The sequence below is a fragment of the Streptomyces sp. NPDC107559 genome (genome assembly GCF_055657365.1).
This window is the reverse complement of record NZ_JBVKBD010000006.1, coordinates 279,611-298,121: the sequence shown is the minus strand read 5'-3', so window position 1 is coordinate 298,121 and position 18,511 is coordinate 279,611. Positions and strand designations below refer to the sequence as shown.

The 18,511-nt window shown below is 74.0% G+C and carries 18 protein-coding genes; 6 read left to right on the top strand and 12 right to left on the bottom strand.

Features of this window, described 5'->3' with window-relative positions; genetic code table 11:
- Positions 1 to 24 precede the first annotated feature (24 nt).
- The 6 genes from ACZ7OY_RS20525 to ACZ7OY_RS20500 all read right to left on the bottom strand — a co-directional run bounded on the left by ACZ7OY_RS20525 (position 25) and on the right by ACZ7OY_RS20500 (position 5,727).
- The gene (locus tag ACZ7OY_RS20525) at positions 25 to 900 is read right to left on the bottom strand and encodes a GntR family transcriptional regulator (RefSeq protein WP_471912670.1); all 876 of its coding nucleotides are present in this window, start codon (positions 898 to 900) and stop codon (positions 25 to 27) included.
- Between the two features lie 231 nt (positions 901 to 1,131).
- Positions 1,132 to 2,301 carry a serine hydrolase domain-containing protein gene (locus tag ACZ7OY_RS20520; protein WP_471912669.1) on the bottom strand — a complete coding sequence of 390 codons (1,170 nt, stop codon included), beginning with the start codon at positions 2,299 to 2,301 and terminating at the stop codon, positions 1,132 to 1,134.
- A gap of 122 nt (positions 2,302 to 2,423) precedes the next feature.
- Positions 2,424 to 3,392, bottom strand: coding sequence for an acetylxylan esterase (locus ACZ7OY_RS20515; RefSeq protein WP_471912668.1), 969 nt, complete (start codon positions 3,390 to 3,392; stop codon positions 2,424 to 2,426).
- A 109-nt stretch (positions 3,393 to 3,501) separates the two neighbouring features.
- The gene (locus tag ACZ7OY_RS20510; RefSeq protein ID WP_471912667.1) at positions 3,502 to 4,089 is read right to left on the bottom strand and encodes an Rv1733c family protein; all 588 of its coding nucleotides are present in this window, start codon (positions 4,087 to 4,089) and stop codon (positions 3,502 to 3,504) included.
- Between the two features lie 275 nt (positions 4,090 to 4,364).
- Positions 4,365 to 5,129 (bottom strand): ferredoxin reductase, encoded by a 765-nt coding sequence (locus ACZ7OY_RS20505; protein WP_471912666.1) that lies wholly within the window; start codon positions 5,127 to 5,129, stop codon positions 4,365 to 4,367.
- Entirely contained in the window at positions 5,122 to 5,727 is a 606-nt protein-coding gene (locus ACZ7OY_RS20500; protein WP_471912665.1) for a sulfite oxidase-like oxidoreductase, read from the bottom strand. Before ACZ7OY_RS20500 ends, ACZ7OY_RS20505 begins: the two co-directional genes overlap by 8 nt.
- A gap of 351 nt (positions 5,728 to 6,078) precedes the next feature.
- Between ACZ7OY_RS20500 and ACZ7OY_RS20495 the strand changes: the two genes are divergently transcribed.
- Positions 6,079 to 6,828 (top strand): GNAT family N-acetyltransferase, encoded by a 750-nt coding sequence (locus ACZ7OY_RS20495; RefSeq protein ID WP_471912664.1) that lies wholly within the window; start codon positions 6,079 to 6,081, stop codon positions 6,826 to 6,828.
- A gap of 71 nt (positions 6,829 to 6,899) precedes the next feature.
- Here ACZ7OY_RS20495 and ACZ7OY_RS20490 read toward each other — a convergent pair whose 3' ends face one another.
- Positions 6,900 to 7,343: a MarR family winged helix-turn-helix transcriptional regulator gene (locus ACZ7OY_RS20490; RefSeq protein ID WP_471912663.1), complete on the bottom strand. Its 444-nt coding sequence runs from the start codon at positions 7,341 to 7,343 to the stop codon at positions 6,900 to 6,902.
- Between the two features lie 292 nt (positions 7,344 to 7,635).
- Between ACZ7OY_RS20490 and ACZ7OY_RS20485 the strand changes: the two genes are divergently transcribed.
- Positions 7,636 to 8,433 (top strand): putative protein N(5)-glutamine methyltransferase, encoded by a 798-nt coding sequence (locus tag ACZ7OY_RS20485; RefSeq protein ID WP_471912662.1) that lies wholly within the window; start codon positions 7,636 to 7,638, stop codon positions 8,431 to 8,433.
- A 24-nt stretch (positions 8,434 to 8,457) separates the two neighbouring features.
- Here ACZ7OY_RS20485 and ACZ7OY_RS20480 read toward each other — a convergent pair whose 3' ends face one another.
- Complete coding sequence (locus ACZ7OY_RS20480) at positions 8,458 to 10,536, bottom strand: SpoIIE family protein phosphatase (RefSeq protein WP_471912661.1); 2,079 nt, start codon at positions 10,534 to 10,536, stop codon at positions 8,458 to 8,460.
- Between the two features lie 330 nt (positions 10,537 to 10,866).
- Between ACZ7OY_RS20480 and ACZ7OY_RS20475 the strand changes: the two genes are divergently transcribed.
- The 4 genes from ACZ7OY_RS20475 to ACZ7OY_RS20460 all read left to right on the top strand — a co-directional run bounded on the left by ACZ7OY_RS20475 (position 10,867) and on the right by ACZ7OY_RS20460 (position 15,249).
- A complete protein-coding gene (locus ACZ7OY_RS20475; RefSeq protein ID WP_471912660.1) occupies positions 10,867 to 11,760 on the top strand; it encodes a hypothetical protein in 894 nt (297 codons plus the stop codon).
- 211 nt (positions 11,761 to 11,971) lie between these two features.
- Complete coding sequence (locus tag ACZ7OY_RS20470) at positions 11,972 to 12,340, top strand: hypothetical protein (protein WP_471912659.1); 369 nt, start codon at positions 11,972 to 11,974, stop codon at positions 12,338 to 12,340.
- 252 nt (positions 12,341 to 12,592) lie between these two features.
- Positions 12,593 to 14,608, top strand: a complete 2,016-nt coding sequence (locus ACZ7OY_RS20465; protein ID WP_471912658.1) for an NADPH-dependent 2,4-dienoyl-CoA reductase — start codon at positions 12,593 to 12,595, stop codon at positions 14,606 to 14,608.
- 29 nt (positions 14,609 to 14,637) lie between these two features.
- Positions 14,638 to 15,249: a PadR family transcriptional regulator gene (locus ACZ7OY_RS20460; protein ID WP_471912657.1), complete on the top strand. Its 612-nt coding sequence runs from the start codon at positions 14,638 to 14,640 to the stop codon at positions 15,247 to 15,249.
- A 30-nt stretch (positions 15,250 to 15,279) separates the two neighbouring features.
- Here the strand turns inward: ACZ7OY_RS20460 and ACZ7OY_RS20455 are convergent, their stop codons facing one another.
- The 4 genes from ACZ7OY_RS20455 to dhaL form a co-directional block, all read right to left on the bottom strand.
- Positions 15,280 to 15,849 carry a hypothetical protein gene (locus ACZ7OY_RS20455; RefSeq protein WP_471912656.1) on the bottom strand — a complete coding sequence of 190 codons (570 nt, stop codon included), beginning with the start codon at positions 15,847 to 15,849 and terminating at the stop codon, positions 15,280 to 15,282.
- Between the two features lie 163 nt (positions 15,850 to 16,012).
- Positions 16,013 to 16,990: a fibronectin type III domain-containing protein gene (locus ACZ7OY_RS20450; protein ID WP_471912655.1), complete on the bottom strand. Its 978-nt coding sequence runs from the start codon at positions 16,988 to 16,990 to the stop codon at positions 16,013 to 16,015.
- 483 nt (positions 16,991 to 17,473) lie between these two features.
- The gene (locus tag ACZ7OY_RS20445) at positions 17,474 to 17,884 is read right to left on the bottom strand and encodes a PTS-dependent dihydroxyacetone kinase phosphotransferase subunit DhaM (RefSeq protein WP_471912654.1); all 411 of its coding nucleotides are present in this window, start codon (positions 17,882 to 17,884) and stop codon (positions 17,474 to 17,476) included.
- Positions 17,877 to 18,476, bottom strand: coding sequence for a dihydroxyacetone kinase subunit DhaL (gene dhaL / locus ACZ7OY_RS20440; protein WP_471912653.1), 600 nt, complete (start codon positions 18,474 to 18,476; stop codon positions 17,877 to 17,879). The genes ACZ7OY_RS20445 and dhaL overlap by 8 nt, the downstream gene beginning before the upstream one ends.
- Between the last annotated feature and the right edge of the window lie 35 nt (positions 18,477 to 18,511).

Here is an 18,511-nt window from a genome sequence, read left to right as displayed (position 1 = left end):
GCGCGCCCCCGCCCGGCCGGTCCGTCAGCCAGCCGCCGGCACCGTGAACTCGTACACCAGGGCGTCCTGCCGTGCGTCCACGACCAGGTCCGTGATCTCCAGCGGGCGCGCGTACTGGTCGTGGACGCGCCGGGTCACCCGCACCGAGGGCGCGCCGTCCAGCCGGGTGATGGAGTCGCGGTGATGCAGGGTCAGGCCCGCCCTGCGCATCCAGTCGTAGGCCCGGCGCAGCTGGGCCGCGGCGGTACCGTCGGCCCGGTAGCGATAGCGGCCGAGTTCCGCCACCTCGGACAGCGCCACGGCGGAGAACGAGGTCACGGCCGAGCGTCCGCCGCCCCCGTCCGCGGCGGTCCACTCGTAGCGGTGCACGAGGGTCGGATGGTGCGGGGCGAGGCCCAGGGCGTGGGCGTGGTCCGGCGGGGGCGGCTCCCAGGCGACGGTGGCCCGGTCGACGGTGCCGGGATCCGGGCTGCGGACGCCGACCGGGAAGGCGAGCGAGGCCGGGTCCTCCAGCGGGCGGCCCGTCAGGGTGGCGTGACTGCCGCGCCGGTCGGTGGCGACCAGGCCGTCGTGCCGCAGCACCTCCAGCGCCTGCCGGACGGTCAGCCTGCTGACGCCGAAGCGCTCGGCGAGCCGCCGCTCGCCCGGCAGACGTCCACCGGGCGGGATGGTCCCGTCCCGCAGCTCGCCGAGCAACGCGGTGGCGACCTGCCAGTACAGGGTCCCGCCGTCGGCCGGTGTCGGGTCCCCGGTCCGTGCGCGGTCGTCGGTCCGTGCACGGCTGTCGGCCGGTGCGAGGCTGTCGGTCCATGCGTGGCTGTCGGTCCGTGTGCGGACCGCGGTCGGCGTGCGGTCGTCGGTTCGCGGGTGGGCGGGGTCGCGGGGGGTGGTGCGGGCCATGCCGCGCCTCCTATGGTGACAAGACGTAGCCGTACGGGCTCATTGCGCGACCAGATCTAGCATTGGTCTAAACCAGTTGGGAAGGCCGGTCCGCAGGTTCGGCCGAAACCGACCCACGGCCGACCCGCGCGGCCCATCCGTCACACCCGTCACGCCACCCCCGTGGGCATCACCACGCGCCCCGACGGACGCGACGGTGCGACGACGTGACGCACACGGCCCCGGCAGCCGTCACAGCGCGCCGTACACGGCCTCGACCAGCGCCATCTTCCGCGGGTCGTCGGCGATCCTCGACCCCATCCGGTTCATGACGTATCCCAGGGACAGCCCCGCCTCCGGATCGGCCAGGCCGCACGACCCGCCGAAGCCGTCGTGTCCGACGGCTCTCGGGTTCGGCCCGTACGAGCCGTTCGGGCCGCTGAGCCACAGCCCGAGCCCGGCCTCGGTGTCCTGGGCGAAACCGGCCCCGATGACCAGGTCGCGGCAGCTGCCCTGCCCCTCGCGCACCCGCTCGGCCGCCTCAGGGGACAGGATGCGACGGCCGTCGAAGGTGCCCCGGCCCGCGAGGATCCCGTACAGCGCGGCGACGGCGCGGGCCGTGCCGTGCCCGTTCGCCGCGGGGATCTCCGCGGCCCGCCACTCGGGTGAGTTGGCCTCCGCCGCACCCACCGGCGGATTGGTCAGGGCGGCGACCGCCGCGGGTGCCAACTGGCTGAAGACCGCCGCCCGTTCGCTGCTCGGCGCGGCCGGCGCAGGTACCAGCTCGGCCGCCCGTCCGGCCTCCTTCTCCGGCAGCCCGACGGTGAAGTCGACCCCCAGCGGCCCGGTCAACTCCCGCTCCAGGAACGCGCCCGGCAGCAGCCCGGACACCCGCCGCACCACCTCGCCGACCAGGTGCCCGAAGGTCAGCGCGTGATACCCCGACCGCGTCCCAGGCTCCCACCACGGTTCGGTCGCCGCGAGCCGGCGGGTGGTCAGCTCCCAGTCGTACAAGTCGGCGGGAGTGTGCCGCTCGCGCAGACCGGCCAGGCCCGCGCGATGCGACAGCAGATGCCGTACGAGCACCTGCTCCTTGCCCGCCGCCGCGAACTCGGGCCAGTACGCGGCCACCGGCGCGTCGAGGTCGAGCAGTCCCCGGTCGGCGAGGACGTGCGCGCACAGGGCCACCGGCCCCTTCGTCGTCGACCATACGTTGACCAGGGTGTCCCGCTGCCACGGCCGGGTGCGCGCCGGGTCGGCCCAGCCGCCCCACAGATCGGCCACGGTCCGGCCGTCGAGGGTGACGGTCACCGCGGCGCCCAGCTCGCCGCGCTCGCGGAAGTTCTCCTCGAACGCCGTGCGCACCGCCGCGAAACGTGCGTCGCAGTGGCCGTGGACCCGTGGCTCGTGCTGCTCGGACATGTGTCCTCCGTCGTCCTGCGGATCGCCGGACCGCACCGCCGCGGCCCGGGCCTCCAGAACGTACCGACTGGTCGGACTGGAGGGAAGGCCGCCTGCGGACGTCCCCGTCCCCGCCCGGAGGCTCAGGCGTACGACCGCAGCCAGCGCACCTTGGCCGCTTCCTGGTACGGGCCGCCGCCCTCGTGGTCGTTGAAGTCGTACACCTCGATCGCCTTGTCGTCGTGCGCCCAGGCGTTGAAGGCCGCGAAGACCGTCGAGGGCGGGCAGGTCTGGTCCTCCAGGGCCGCCGAGAACAGCGCCGGAGCCCGGCCCCGGGCCGCGAAGTGCACACCGTCGAAGTAGGACAGGGTGCGCAGGGCGTCCTCGCCGCGGCCGCGGTGCGTCTTGAGGAAGAGGCCGATCTCCCGGTAGGGGTGACGGTCCGTCAGCGTCGCCGCGCGCGGGAAGTCGCACAGGAACGGCACGTCGGGGGCGACCGCGACCAGGTCCGGGACCAGTCCGCCCACGGCGAGGGTGATGCCGCCGCCCTGGCTGGCGCCGAGCGCCACCGTGCGCGCGGCGTCGGCCAGCGGGTGCGACCGGGCGGCCTCGACGGCCCGCACCGCGTCCGTGAACACCCGCCGGTAGTAGTAGTTCTCGGGCGCGTCGATGCCCCGGGTCATGAATCCGGGGTACGCGGGCGCCCCGCCCACCGGGTCGGCGGTGCCACCGCCGCCGCCCCACGCGCTGCCCTGGCCGCGGGTGTCCATGACGAAGTGGGCACGGCCCGTCGACGCCCACAGCAGGTGCTCGTGCGGCAGGCCGCGCCCGCCGCCGTACCCGATGAACTCCACGACCAGCGGCAGCGGCTCCTCGGCCGCGGCGGGCAGCGTCAGCCAGGCTTTCACCGGGTGCCCGCCGAACCCGGCGAACGTCACGTCGTACACCCGCACCGTGGAAAGGCCCGTGTCGACCGGCTCGAAGCGGGCGTCCAGGTCGTGCTCGCGTGCCTGCTGCAACGTCTTCGACCAGAACGCGTCGAAGTCGGCCGGCTCGGTGGATTCGCTGCGGTACTCACGGAGCTCGTCGAGAGCGAGGTCGAACAGGGCCATCGAGAACCGCCTCGGGTGCGAACGGAACGTACGGGTGATCACACCGTACGTGCGCGCGAGCGGCGGGCGCCAGACCTCGTGAAACGGTTCAACGGAGAGGGGGCCGGGGTCACGACTGGTGCCGTCGTGTCCACTCCGGCTCGGTGCGCGCCCAGTCCTGTTCCCACTCGGCCATCCGGTGCCGCATGGCCACCCGGCGGACCACGCCCTGCCCGAGGAGCACGAGAGCGGCGGCGCCGCCCGCCGCGCACACCCCCGAGGTGAGCGTGTGCTGCCAGACGGCCGTCCGGCCCTGCGGCGGCCCGACGCTGCGGCCCTGCGCGTCGAACCACACGTCGACCACATCGCCGCGGAGCGTCCCGGCCGGAACCCGCGCCATGGCGGTGCGCACCCCGCCGTCGTGCTCCGTCCAGCGCACGGCCACGCGATACGTCTGCCGCCGCCCGGCGTCCAAGGACGGCAGGGTGTCGGGCGTCTGTCCGGTCACCTCGGCGCGCACCCGGTGGCGCTCCGCGCGCTGGGCCGCGGCGAGCGCCCGCGCCTCGCCGTGCGCCCACCAGCCGGCGCCGATCCCGGCCAGGGGCGCGCCCAGGCACAGCAGGACCGTCACGAGCAGCGCCGTCCACACCTCGACGACGTCCGAGCGCCGCCGCAGCGCACTGCGCCGCAGGCGCCGCAAGCGTATACGGGTTCGCATGTCGGCCGACCTCCTCGCCGTCAGCGGTGCCGAGGGGCCGGAAGGAGCCGTACCCGTCGGCCGGTGCGCCACTCCTTCCGTGCCGCGTGCGAGAGCCACAGGGTGTTGTACCCCATTCGGCGGACATTGATCCCAAATCTGTACAGATCGGAACAAGAGGTGAGGGAGAGGTGAGGCGGAGGCGATCCTGAGACGGGGTGGAGGTGAGGCCGAGGCGGGGGGACGCTCGGGGCCGGGGACCGCCCCTGCGAGAGAGGCCGGCCGCGGTCCCGGCGTCAGCCGAAGCGTTCGATCCGGATGCGGTCCACCGGCTGGCCCGCCGCCACGAGCAGCCGCGAGGCGTGCTCGGCGAAGGCGTTGGAGCCGCACACGTACGCCTCCCACCCGCCGTCGGGCCGCTCGGCCAGCAGCGGCGCCACATGCGCGGCCGTCATCCGCCCCACCGGCACCCCGGCGGGCGCGGTCCGGGTGAACACGGGCGTGGTCTCCGTGCCGTACTCGCGTGCGTAGACGAGCTCCTGCGGACCGCGCGCCGACACCAGCAGCCGCAGCGGCACCGACAGGCGGCGCTCGCGGTGGTGGCGCACCATCGACATCAGCGGTACGACGCCGGAACCGGCCCCGATCAGCAGGGCGGGCCGGTCGCCGGGCCAGGCGAAGAAGCCGCTGAGCGGGCCTCGCACCCGCACCTGGTCGCCGGGCCGGGCCTCGGTGTGGAACCAGCCGGACACCTCGCCGCCCTCGATGTGGTCCAGGGTCAGCTCGATGTGCCCCGAGCGGTCCGGCGCCGAGGCGATCGAGTAGTGCCGCTGGGCCACGTACCCGTCCGCGGCGGTCAGCCGCAGCATCAGGTGCTGCCCGGGCAGGTGCCCCGTCCAGGCGGGCATCGCGAACCGGAACGTGGCCGCGCGCGGGGTCTCCCGCCGGATCTCCGTGAGGGTGGCCGTCTGCCACTCCGCCGCGGCCTCGCCGGCGTCGATGCGGCCGGGCACCGCGAAGCGCGTGGGCGGGACGAACGCCGTCCGTGTCGTCTCAGTCACCGGAGTACCGCTGCTCTTCCCAGGGGTTGCCGCGCGCGTGGTAGCCGTTCTGCTCCCAGAAGCCCGGCTCGTCGTGGTCGAGGAGGGTCAGTCCGGCGATCCACTTCGTGCTCTTCCAGAAATACAGGTGCGGCACCAGCAGCCGGGCCGGGCCGCCGTGCTCGGCGGCCAGCGGCTGCCCGTCGTACTCGAACGCGATCCAGGCGCGCCCGCCGGTCAGGTCCGCGAGCGGCAGGCTCGAGGTGTAGCCGGTGTGCGCGTAGGCGACGGCGTGGGTGGCCGACGCGTGCGGGCCCGCGGCCGCCAGGAACGTGTCCAGCGACACGCCCCCGAACCGCACCCCGAACTTCGACCAGCTCGTCACGCAGTGGATGTCGCCCTCGTAGGCGGAGGCCGGCAGCGCGTGCGCCGCCGCCCAGTCCCAGGTGTGCGGCCGCTCCACCAGACCGTCCACCCGGAACGTCCAGTCCGCGGGCGCCAGGTCCGGCGTGACCTCGGCGGAGAGCACGGGCCAGTCGTCGCCCGCGTCGTACTGGCCGGGTGGCAGCCCGGGATTGTGGACGCGAGGGCGCCCGGTGAAGCCTCGGGTGACGTTCATGGGGGAGACGGTGCCTGCCTACGAGCTGATGCGTACGGATCGCTTGCTCATTCAACCGTACGTGCAAGCCGGACCCGTCCCGGTATTGGTCCGTCCGCCCCGGTACCGGCCGGCGTCCGGGGAATAGCGGGCCGGAGATCGACCTTGCACCTGGAGTGCCCTGTGCCGGTCTTTCCGCACGACCGGCGGGCCCGCGGCAGCGAAGGACGACAGCGAAGGAGAGTGGGAGCGGATGCCGAAGGCGTACGTCTTCACGAGGCACGGCGACCCCCGGACCGGCGGGGCCTGGATCGGTGCTGGTGCCGGTGCCGGGAGCGCGGCGTCGGCCGCAGCCGTCCCGGAGGCCGCCGTATGAGCGCCGTCCGCCCCACGGGTACCGACGGACCGGCACAGCCGCACGTCCTGGACAACCCCGCCCGCGCCGCCCTCACCGGCCCGCACGCCCACTTCGCCGAACGGTACGGCCGGGTGCTGCGCTACCCGGTCGACGTCACTCCCTGGCTGGCCCTGTCCGACGAGCCGGACGCCGAGGACTGGGAGGATCTCGCCGCGCTGGCCGGCCCCGGGGCCGAGGTCCCGCTGCTCGGCTTCCGCGGCCGGATCCCGCCCGGCTGGGAGATCACCTTCCGCATGGCGGGCGTCCAGCTGGTCGACGACGGCCTGGCCGCCGCCCCGGACCCGGAGGCGGTACCGCTCGGCCCCGCCGACGTGCCCGAGATGCTCGACCTGGTCGCCCGCACCCGGCCGGGACCCTTCGAGCGCCGCACCATCGAAATGGGTTCCTACCTGGGCATCCGGCGCGACGGAGCGCTCGTCGCCATGGCGGGGGAGCGGTTGCGCCCGCCGGGGTGGACCGAGATCAGCGCGGTCTGCACCGACCCGTCCGTACGCGGCCAGGGCCTGGCGAGCCGGCTGATCCTGGCCGTCGCCCACGGCATCCGCGAACGCGGCGACACGCCGTTCCTGCACACCGGCGCGGACAACACCGGCGCCCTGCGGCTGTACGAGTCACTGGGTTTCCGGCTGCGGATGCGGACGGCGTTCCTGTCGGCGCGCGTGCCGGAGCGGATGACGCAGGAGCGGACGGTGGGGGTGGCCTAGGGCCTGTCCCGCCGTCCGCCGCTGCGGGCGGGCGGCGGGAACGGTCGTGGAGGAGCCGCCGCGAGGGGTGCTCAGCCGTCCTCGGTGTCCGGTGCCGTCGCCGCGGCGTTGTAGCGCTCCAGATACCCGGCGAACCGCTCCAGATCCTCCTCCGGCCAGTCCGCGAGCCGTTCCCGGAAGGCGGCCCGGCGGCGCTGCGTGACCTGGTGGAGGATGCCGCACCCGGCCGCGGAGACATGGAGCACCTGGACCCGGTGATCCTCCGGGTCCTGCCGGCGCTCGATCAGACCGGCCCGCTCCAGCGCGGCGACCTGGCGGCTGACGGTGGACTTGTCGAGGGCGTAGTGGGCGGCCAGGTCGGTGGCCCGGCAGCCGCCCATCTCCTCCAGATGGCCGAGCAGCGTGTACGAGACGAGCGACAGCTCGGGGTGCATCCGGCCGGCCGAGGCACGGGCGCGACGGGCGAAGGTCGTCATTTCCCGCTGGATGGTCTCCACGGCCTCGGTCGCTGTCACCTGGTCTCCCTCACGTGCATCTTCCGTCCCCTCTGGTTGCAGAATACAACTTGATCCCGAGGGGGCGACCCGGGCCGACTTCCCCCGGGGAGGCCGAGAGGGCCGTCCGGCGCGCACCGCTGCGATAGGGTGGCCGTCCGGCTGCGGACCGCCACAGCCGACGCAGACCTAGGAGGTGAGACCCATTACCGCTTGTCAGGTCGGGTGCTCTCACCTCGCCACCATGGCACGGTCCACCGACTGCGGGTGACCGCGAGAGCGCCCTTCGGCTTCCGAAAGGCTCTCGGCTTCCATGCCCTCCTCCCTTCCCTCGCCCATGCCCTCGTCCTCCGCCCTGCGCCCCCGGACCGTCGCCGCACTGCGCGCCGCCGGATGCGTCTTCGCCGAGGACGAGGCGGAGCTGATCCTCACCACCGCCCGTACGCCGGACGAGGTCACCGCGATGGTGGACCGCCGCGTGGCGGGACTTCCCCTCGAACACGTCCTGGGCTGGGCCGAGTTCCACGGTCTGCGCATCGCCGTGGAGCCGGGTGTCTTCGTGCCCCGACGCCGTACCGAGTTCCTCGTCGGCCAGGCCGTCGCCCGGGTCCCGCGGGCCGCCGTGGTCGTGGACCTGTGCTGCGGCTCCGGCGCGGTGGGCGCGGCACTGGCCGCCGCCCTGGGGCCGGTAGAACTGCACGCCGCCGACATCGACCCGGCCGCCGTGCGCTGCGCCCGCCGCAATGTCACCGGTCACGTCCACACGGGTGACCTCTTCGCGGCGCTCCCGGACGGACTGCGCGGCCGTGTCGACGTGCTCGCCGCCAACGTGCCCTACGTTCCCACCGGCGAGGTGGCGCTGCTGCCCGCCGAGGCGCGTGAGCACGAGCCGCTGACCGCGCTCGACGGCGGCGCCGACGGACTCGACCTGTTGCGCCGTGTCGCCGCCGGGGCGCCCGACTGGCTCGCTCCCGGCGGCTGTCTGTTCGTCGAGACCAGCGAGCGCCAGGCGCCGGCGGCCGTCGAGGCCTTCACCCGTGCCGGGCTGACCGCCTCCCTCGCCGAGTCGGAGGAGCTGTACGCGCACGTGGTGACCGGGACCAAGTCCTAGGGCACGGAGAGCCCCCACGGCCGGTCAGGGTTCCTGTCGTGCCCGGGCGACCAGCAGGGCCACGTCGTCGTGGTTGTCGGGGTGGTGCAGGGTGTCCAGCAGGTGGTCGCACATGCTCTCCAGCGGGCGGGCCGGGTCGTCCAGGAGGGCGAGCAGCCTGGCCAGGCGTTCGTCGAGGGAGTGCCGGCGTGTCTCCACGAGCCCGTCGGTGTAGAGGACGAGCTGGTCGCCGGGCGCGAAGTCGACGGTGACGGTGGTGAACCCGACACCGCCCACGCCCAGCGGCGCCCCGGTGGGCAGGTCGAGCAGTTCCGGGGCCCGGCCGGGGCGCAGCCGGGCCGGCGGCAGGTGTCCCGCGTTGGCGATCCGGCACTCGCGCCGCCGGGGGTCGTGGACGACGTACACGCAGGTCGCGATGTAGTGGTCGAGGCCCGCCGTGATGCGGTCGAGGTGGGCGAGCAGGACGGCGGGGTCGAGACCGAGCGAGGCCAGCGTGTTGGTCGCGGTGCGCAGCCGGCCCATCGTGGCGGCGGCGCTGATGCCGCTGCCCATCACGTCGCCCACCACGAGCGCGGTCCTGCCGCCGTCCAGCGGGATGACGTCGAACCAGTCGCCGCCCACCTCGGTGGTGGCGCCCGCCGGCCGGTAGCGCGAGGCGACCTCCAGGCCGCCGGTGACGGCCGGGTGGCTGGGCAGCAGGCTGCGCTGGAGGGCCAGTGCGGTGTTGCGGGCGCTCTGGTACCAGCGGGCGTTGTCGATCTGCACGGCCGCCCGTGAGGCCAGCTCCCGGGCGAGCAGCAGATCGTCCTCGCCGAACGGCAACGGGTTGCGGACCCGCTTGAGGTCCAGCGCACCGAGCACCTCGCCGCGGGCGATCAGCGGCACGGCCAGATACGAGTGGACGCCCGCCCGGGCCAGCAGCTCGGCCGCCGCGGGGGAGCGGGCGATGCGCGGCAGGTCCTCGTCCTTGACCTCCGCCACCATGACCGCCTCGCCCGTGCGGACGCACTCCGTGACGAGCCGGTCGGGTCCGTACCGGGCCACCTGGCCGGCCGGGTCGGCCGCCGCCAGCGCTTCAGGAGCGTCCTGCGCCTGTACGGCCAGGGCCCGGATGACCGCCGCCTGCGCGGGGCCCAGCATGCTGCGGCGGCCCTCCACCACCGCTTCCAGCAGGTCGACGGCGGCGATGTCGGCGAGCTCCGGCACGGCGACGTCGGCCAGTTCACGAGCCGTCCGGTCCAGTTCCAGGGTGGTGCCGATCCGGGTGGTGGCGTCCGCGATGAGGGCCAGCCGCCGCCGCGCCGCCTCCGCCTCGACGCCCGCCCGGTACTGCTCCGTGACGTCGATGGTCGAGGCGGCCACCCCCAGCACGGTGCCGCGGGCGTCCTCCAGCCGGTACAGGGACATCGCCCAGGCGTGGTCCTCGTCCGGGTCGGCCGGGGTGCGGCCCATGATCCGGCGGTGGGTGACCGGCTGTCCGGTCCGCAGCACCTGACGTGCCTCGGACTCCAGGGCGTCGGCGTCCAGCAGCGGCAGCACCTCGTGGAACGTCCGCCCGAGGTGCTCCTCGGCCGGGATGCCGTCGATCCGCTCCAGCGCCGGGTTGACCGACACGAACCGCAGTTCGGTGTCGAGCACGGCCAGCCCGGTCGGCGACTGCTGCACCATCCGTGCCGTCATGGCCACGTCCCGCTCCAGCCGGCGTACGGTCGACCGGTCGGTCGCCAGCCCCAGGGCGTAGACATCGCCCCGTTCGTCCAGCAGCCGCATGTTGCGGAACTCCACGAGCCGCGTGGTGCCGTCCTTGCGGCGGATCGGGAAGGCGCCGGCCCAGCCCTCGCCGGTGGCCATGACGTCGGCGAACAGCTTGACGACCAGGTCGACATGCTGTTCGTGCACCATCACATGGGCCGCGTACCGCCCCAGCGCCTCACGCGCCGGGTAGCCGAAGAGCTCCTCGGCCTGCGGGCTCCACAGCGCGATGCGCCCCTCGGTGTCCAGCACCACAGAGGCCACGTTGAGCACGTCGAGCAGTCCACTCGGCTGTTCCGGCCCGCGTACGGGCTCGTCGCCGCGGTCCGCCGGTGATCCGGCTGCATTCATCAGATGCACCGCCTTCGGGCGTCCGCGCGGCACGTCGTCCTCGATACCGACTCCCCTGTTCTACCGCGCACAACCCCTTCTCCTACGCCTCCCGGGCCCTCCTCCACCATCCCTCGGCACGGACGGATCGTCCGCCGGAGAGAAAACCGCGCGCAGTGTCCGGACGGGCACGGTGGGTCGCCGAACGGGCGGCGGGCGTTCCGGTACCGGGCGACCAGCGTTCCGGTACGGGACGGCAGCCGTTCCTCTCGTTGGCCTGTACATGGTGAAAGTGGGACGCAAGACTGTCCGCCGAAATGCGTCCCCACCCCCCCATGGAGGAGCCGTCCGATGTCTCTGCGCCCGCGTCCCGCCCGGCATCGTTGTCACGCCGCACTGACGGGCCTGGTCGCCCTCGCCACCGCCGGCGTCGTCGCCCTGTCCGCCGCCCCGCAGGCGGCGGCGGCGGCCGACACCTGGACGGAGGTCGGTTCCGACCGTGCCGACCCCCTGACCGAGAGCCAGGGCCTGACCTCGGTGGAGGTCCCCGCCGGAAGCCCCAACCACTACACGGGCATCGGTGCGATCCCTATCGGCGTCTCCAGCCGCGGCTGGAACCATGTGGGTGACCCCGACGCCTCGTACGGCGGCTACTACGTCGAGCCCTACCAGCGGGACTCCGGCGGCGCGAAGATGTTCCGGGTGCAGGCGCCGGGCGGCGGCTGGTCGGAGTACGTCCACACCCTCGGCTCCGGTGAGGCGCTGAACAACTCGTGGGTCGCGATCTCGCCGGACGGCCAGTGGATGCTCTCCGGTGAGTACGGCACGATGACCCGCTTCCTGGTCTTCCCGACCCCGGGCGTCAACCCGGCCACCTCGCCGTCCGCGAACCTCCCGCAGGTCTCGACCGTCAACCTGGACCACCCGGTGCGGGACGTCCAGGGCTGCGACTTCTCCACCCCGACCCAGCTGCTGTGTTCCTCCGACGACCCGGCGGGCACCCTGTTCGGCGTCACCAAGCCGCTCCTCCAGGTCGACCTGTCCGGCCAGGCGAACGGCACGTCCGACGTCTCCGGGCACGTCACCGCCCTGCGTCAGCTGCCCCTGCGCAGCTCCTGCTCGGGCACGTTCGAGGCGGAGGGCATCGACTTCGACCGCCGCACCGGCACCCTGCGGGTGATCGTCGTCTCCCCGGGCTTCTGCGTCCTGACCGACAGCAAGACGTACCGCTTCACCCGCGGTTAGGGCCTGCCGTCCGGATCGGTCCGGGGCCGCGGTCCGGGGCCACGGTCCGGGGTCCGGGAAGGGCCGTCCGTCGCTCGGCGGTGCGGCCCGCTCCCGCCCCGGGCCGACGCCGGTGGTCCGTACCGACCGGTGGTGCTTTTCTTGGGGAGAGGGTCGCGGTGGCGCGGGGAACCCGTGGTACCGGCACCCCGCCAGGAGAGGAGCGATCACGATGGACAGGGAAGAACAGCACCCGCAGTCCGTCTCCGTCGAGATCAGCGACTGCACCAAGGAGGACGCCCGGATCGTGTTCGACACGCTGTGCGCGTGCTTCGAGTCCGACCGGTGCGCCGAGGACGTACCGCAGCACGTCCACGAGACGCGGCCCACGGTCTGGCTCGGCACGTTCGACGTGGCCGACAGGCACGGCTGCGACAGCCCGCCCCGGCTCGCCGGGTCCGTCACGGCCGACGTGCAGGGCGGCTACTGGGCGATCGACCGGATCCGGATGACCCTGGACGACCTGTTCGCCGTGCACGAGCTGAGCGGAGCCTCGGGCGACCAGGAACAGGAGCTGCACATCCGGCTGAGGAGCAGGTAGCCCACGCCCCGAACCGGGGGCGGGCGCAGGCCGCGAACCCGGCCCGCGCCTGCCCCCGACCCGCGCCTGACCCCCGGCCCGCGCCTACGCTGGCCCGCACCCGCCAAGGCTCGCGCCCGGCCCTGCGCGGCCCCCGTCACCCGTGTCGCGTGACTTCCGCGACATGTCCCCGTACGTGTTATGCAACTAGTTGCACAACCGGGGGCCGGTCCTCTACAACAGGAGGTGACCGCACCGCGCACGGAGGCCTCGATGAGCCGTTACCCCCACCTGCTGAGCCCGCTCGACCTGGGCTTCACCACGCTGCCCAACCGCGTCCTGATGGGCTCCATGCACGTCGGCCTGGAGGAGGCCGAGCGCGGCTTCGAGCGCATGGCGGAGTTCTACGCCGCCCGGGCGCGCGGGGGAGTGGGCCTGATCGTCACCGGCGGCATCGCGCCCAACGACGAGGGACGCCCCTACGAGGGCGGCGCCAAGCTCACCACCGACGCCGAGGCCGAGCAGCACCGCGAGATCACCGAGGCCGTGCACCGCGAGGGCGGCCGGATCGCGATGCAGATCCTGCACTTCGGGCGCTACGCCTACCACCGCGACCTGGTCGCGCCGAGCCCGCTCCAGGCGCCCATCAGCCCCTTCCCCCCGCGTGAGCTGACCGACGCCGACATCGAGCGGACCATCGGCGACTACGCCCGTGCCGCCCGGCTCGCCCGGCAGGCCGGCTACGACGGCGTCGAGATCATGGGCTCCGAGGGCTACCTCATCAACGAGTTCATCGCCCGCCAGACCAACCAGCGCACCGACCGCTGGGGCGGCGCCTACGAGAACCGGATGCGCTTCCCGGTGGAGATCGTGCGCCGGGTGCGTGAGGCGGTCGGCGAGGACTTCATCGTCATCTACCGGCTGTCCATGCTGGACCTCGTCCCCGGCGGCTCCTCCCTCGACGAGGTGATCACGCTCGCCAAGGCCGTCGAGGCCGCCGGTGCGACGATCATCAACACCGGCATCGGCTGGCACGAGGCCCGCATCCCGACCATCGCGACCTCCGTGCCGCGCGGCGCCTACACCTGGGTCACGAAGAAGCTCATGGGCGCGGTCTCGGTGCCGCTGGTGACGACGAACCGCATCAACACCCCCGAGCTCGCCGAGCAGTTGATAGCCGACGGCGGCGCCGACATGGTGTCGATGGCCCGCCCGATGCTGGCCGACCCCGACTTCGTCGCCAAGGCCGCGGCCGGCCGGCCCGAGGCCATCAACACCTGCATCGGCTGCAACCAGGCCTGCCTCGACCACACCTTCAGCGGACAGATCACCTCCTGCCTGGTCAACCCGCGCGCCTGCCACGAGACCGAACTGGTCCTCGCGCCGACCCGGCTGCGCAAGCGCGTCGCCGTCGTGGGCGCGGGTCCGGCCGGCCTCGCCTGCGCCGTGAGCGCCGCCGAACGCGGCCACGCCGTCACCCTGTTCGACGCGGCGAGCGAGATCGGGGGCCAGCTCAACGTGGCCCGGCAGGTGCCCGGCAAGCAGGAGTTCGACGAGACGCTGCGCTACTTCCGCCACCAGCTCGACGCGCACGGCGTGGACGTACGGCTCGACACCTGGGCCGGTGCCGCCGACCTCGCCGACTACGACGAGGTGGTCGTCGCCACCGGCGTCACCCCGCGCACCCCGGAGATCCCCGGCATCGACCACCCGAGCGTCGTGGGCTACCTGGACGTCCTGCGCGACAAGGCCCCCGTCGGCGACCGCGTCGCGATCCTCGGCGCGGGCGGCATCGGCTTCGACGTCGCCGAGTACCTCACCGACGGCGGCGACAAGGCGCACGAGGACCCGGCGACGTACTTCCGCCAGTGGGGCGTCGACCTGGACTACCGCGCGCCCGGCGGCCTGGCCGCCCCCGAGCGGCCCGCCCCGCCGCGCACCGTGCACCTGCTCCAGCGCAAGACCAGCAAGGTCGGTGCCGGCCTCGGCAAGACCACCGGCTGGATCCACCGCACCGAGCTGAAGCACCGCGGCGTCACCATGGTCCCGGGCGTGCGCTACGACCGGATCGACGACGCCGGACTGCACATCACCGTCGGTGACGAGAGCACGGTCCTCGCCGTCGACACGATCGTGCTGGCCACCGGGCAGGAGCCGCGCCGCGGGCTGTACGAGGAGCTGCTCGCCGCCGGCCGCAGCGCGCACCTCATCGGCGGCGCCGACGTGGCCGCCGAGCTCGACGCCAAGCGCGCCATCAAGCAGGGCACGGAGCTGGCGGCGGCGCTTTAGCCGCCGTAGGGCGTCCCTAGGATGACTCCATGTCACTCCCGCACGCGATCCTCACCGCCCTGCTCGAGAAGCCGTCGTCGGGCCTGGACCTGACCCGCCGGTTCGACAGGTCGATCGGCTACTTCTGGTCGGCGACGCATCAGCAGATCTATCGCGAGCTGGGACGACTGGAGACCGAGGGGTACATCCGCGCTCTGCCGGCCGAACAGCCGGTCCGCGGGCAGAAGAAGACCTACGAGGTCCTGCCCGCGGGCCGCGCGGAACTGGCCCGCTGGACGGCCGCCGCCCAGGACCCGAAGCCGCACCGCGACGCGCTGCTGCTGCGGCTGCGGGCCGCGGCCGTGGTCGGCACCGCGGGGCTCGAGGCCGACCTGCGCCGCCATCTCGACCTGCACCGGAGCCAGTTGGCCGAGTACCGGCAGATCGAGGAGCGGGACTTCCCGCCCGGTGCGGACGGCGACCAGGACCGGCTGCGGCATCTCGTGCTGCGTGCGGGCATCGACCTGGAGACCTTCTGGACGGGCTGGCTCACCCATGCGCTGGCGGAGTTCGCACAGCTGGAGCAACAGCTGGAACAACATCCGGAGCAACAGCCGGAGAGGCAGCCGCAGCAACAGCCGGAGCACGACGGTCGGGTGTGACCGCCGGTCCCGGTCGGGGGCCCGCGCAGGCTAGAAGCGGCGCGGCCGGGAGCGTCGGCGCAGGATGAAGTACGTGGCGACGACGCCGCCGCCCACCAGCGCTCCGCCCGCGGCCGTCGGCAGGTCGCCGTAGTCCTGTGTGCCGCCGCCGAGTCCGCCCAGGACGCCACGCGCCGGTGCGGCCGTGGGCGAGGGGGCGGGCACGGGCGCGGACGTCGCGGTGGTCGTCGTCCCGGCCTGCCCGGAGACGATCACGGACTGGGTTCCGGCGGTGGCACTGTTCGAGCAGGTGACGACGACCGTGTAGGTGCCCGGGGCGACGTTCGCCCAGGCCGCGGACTGGCCGGCGGCGGAGCCCGAGAGCGTCGCCTGCCGCCCCTCGGAGAAGGCCCCCTGGTTGGGGGTGAGCAGGGCGGCGGTGCCCCAACTGCCGTTCAGCTGGGCGCATGCGGTGGTGGTCACCGAGACCGTCGTTCCGGTCGTGCTCACCGAGATGCCCGGACCTCGGGCCAGGGCCGGGGCGGGGGCCAGGGCGAGCGGGAGTGCCGCGGCGGCCGCACAGGTCGGGCCGGCGCGCAGAAGGAGGTGGGCAGTGCGCATCGGTGTCCTCCGGCGGCACGGTCGGCGGAGCGTCCTGACGCCGCCGAGGATCGGGGAAGGCCGTGCCCCTCAGATGCAGCCAACGTGCCCGCGGACCGGCCCGCATTCCGGCCGCCCCCAGACAGGTGACCGGATCCGTTCCGCCGCGGATCACGCCGGGAGGTCAGGGAGCCGCCGTGCCGCCCGTCGCCGTCGTCACCGTCAACTCCGGTGAGAATCCGCCCCAGGTGCCGTCCGGCAGCCTGGCCCGCAGCCGTACCCGGTGGTGCGTCGCCGACTCCCGCCCCAGGTAGAAGCTGTACGTCGCCCGGCCGCGCGGCGGGGTCCCGCCCCAGGCCAGGGAAGTGGCCGTACGGCCGTCGAGCTGGATCTGATACTCGGTGACCACGCCGTCCGTGCGCGGCGGGAGCCAGGACAGGTCGAGGTAGCAGGCCCCGTCCGCGGTATGGGTCGTCGCGCGGAAGGCGGACGGCGCGGTGTCCCGGCCGTCGTCCGTGCCCGGCGCGGTGGTGAGTCCGACGGTGTCACTGGCGGGCGAGAGGTTGTCCGCGGCGTCCCGGGCCCGGACGGTGAAGGAGTAGCGGGTGTCCGGCCGCAGTCCGGTCACCACCGTCGCCGTCTGGCCCCCGCCGACGCTGTGGATCTTCGTACCGCCCTGGTAGATCTCGTACGAGACCACCTTCCGGTCGTCCGTAGAGGCGGACCAGGACAGCTGGACGGCCCGGCCGCCGGCCGTCCGCCCGGCCAGGCGGCCCGGAGCGGTCGGGGCCGAGCGGTCCGCGGCCACGGCCGCGGGAGTCGTGGCGCGCACCTCGAGACTGCGCGGCCCGAGCCGGCCTGCGGAGTCGCGGGCGCGCACGGTGAAGACGTACGCGGTGGACGGGTGAAGCCGGACGACGTCGACCATGTGGGTGGAGCCGGGCACCTCGGTGACTTTCGTGGGGCCGCGGTACACCTCGTACCCGTCGACCCCCTGGGCGGCCGGGGCCGCGTTCCACATGACGTGCACGCTGGTCGCGCTGCCCGCGACGGCGGTGACTCCCGTCGGCGCGCCGGGCATGCGGCCGGTCTCCTCCCCGGCCCCCGGCAAGCCGCAGGACGCGACCAGCAGGAGCCCGCACAGCGGCAGCGCACGGCGCACGACTCGCCTCCCGTCGGGGCAGGACACGGTGGCAATGGTCCGGACCAATATGACCCCGTTGTTGCTGTCCCTTCAAGAGGGCGGTGGAGCGGAGGCCCGTGCGGCGGTCCGTATGGCGGCTTGTGCGGCGGTCCGGGTGGCGTCATGGGTGACAGTGCGCGGAGGTTACGTATGCTGAACTTCCTCAGGGCCGAACTCTCCGGACGGAGCGGGGAGTTCACGCCTGTGGCGCGGACCGCTGTCGTCGCTGATCCCGCGCCGGTGCGGGTGTCCGGGCGGCCGCGACCTGGAAGGGTTCCGGCCCCCCGGCCCCGGTCGGGCCGCCGGGGCGGGCCGCACCGTACGGCCCACCGGCCCAGGACCGCCTACACGCCTGCGGACGGCCCGCAGACTTGCGGACGGCCGAGGGGCCCGTGCGCGGCCGACGGGCCGGCAGCCGGCCGTGATCGCGCGCGGCCGCCCGGCTGTCTCCCGCGGCCGTCCTCACACCTTCCGGTAGGCGTACGCCTCCGTCGCCGCCACCTCCACCGCGCCGAGGTCGGCTCCCGTCGACGCCGTGACGACCGCGGCGACCGCGCCCTCGACGAACGGCGCGTCGACCAGGCGGGTGTTGTCGGGCAGTTCGCCGCCCTCCGCCAGCAGCGCCTTCACGGTCAGCACGGCGCTGCCGAGGTCGGCGAGGACGGCGACCCCGGCGCCCCGGTCGACGGCCGCGGCCGCGGCGGCGATCAGCTCGGCGCTGGTGCCGAAGCCGCCGCCCGTGGTGCCGCCCGCCGTCGCGACGGACACCGTGCCCCCGTCGCCCGCCAGGCCCTGCGCCAGCTCGGCCACGGACTCGGCCACCCGCGCACTGTGCGACACCAGCACGATCCCGACCAGGTTCCTGTCACTCATCGTCAGCCTCCACGAGAGCGGCGATCAGCAGCGCCGACGAGGTGGCACCGGGGTCCTGGTGCCCGATGCTGCGCTCGCCCAGATAGCTGGCCCGGCCCTTGCGGGCCTGGAGCGGAACGGTCGCCTCGGCGCCCTGCTCGGCGGCGGTGCGGGCCGCGCCGAACCCCTCGTCGAGGGCGTCGATCGCCGGCACCAGGGCGTCGACCATGGTCTTGTCGCCGGGAGCGGCACCGCCGAGCGCCATGACGGCGTCCACGCCCGCCCGCAGGGCCACCGCGAACTGCTCCTCGTCCACCTCGGCGGCCTCGCCGAGTGCCTTGCCGGTGCGGCGCAGCAGGGTCCCGTAGAGCGGTCCGGACGCGCCGCCGACGGTGGAGATGAGCTGCCGTCCGGCGAGCGTCAGGACGGCGCCGGGCGTCTGGGGCGCCTCCTTCTCCAGCGTGGCGGTCACCGCGGCGAACCCCCGCCGGAGGTTGCTGCCGTGGTCGGCGTCCCCGATCGGCGAGTCGAGGGCGGTGAGCCGTTCCGCCTCGCGGTCGACGGCGGCGGCGGCGGCCGTCATCCAGCGGCGGAAGAAGTCGGCGTCGAGCACGGGATCTCCTTGCGTGGTAGGTACCTCGGCCGTCG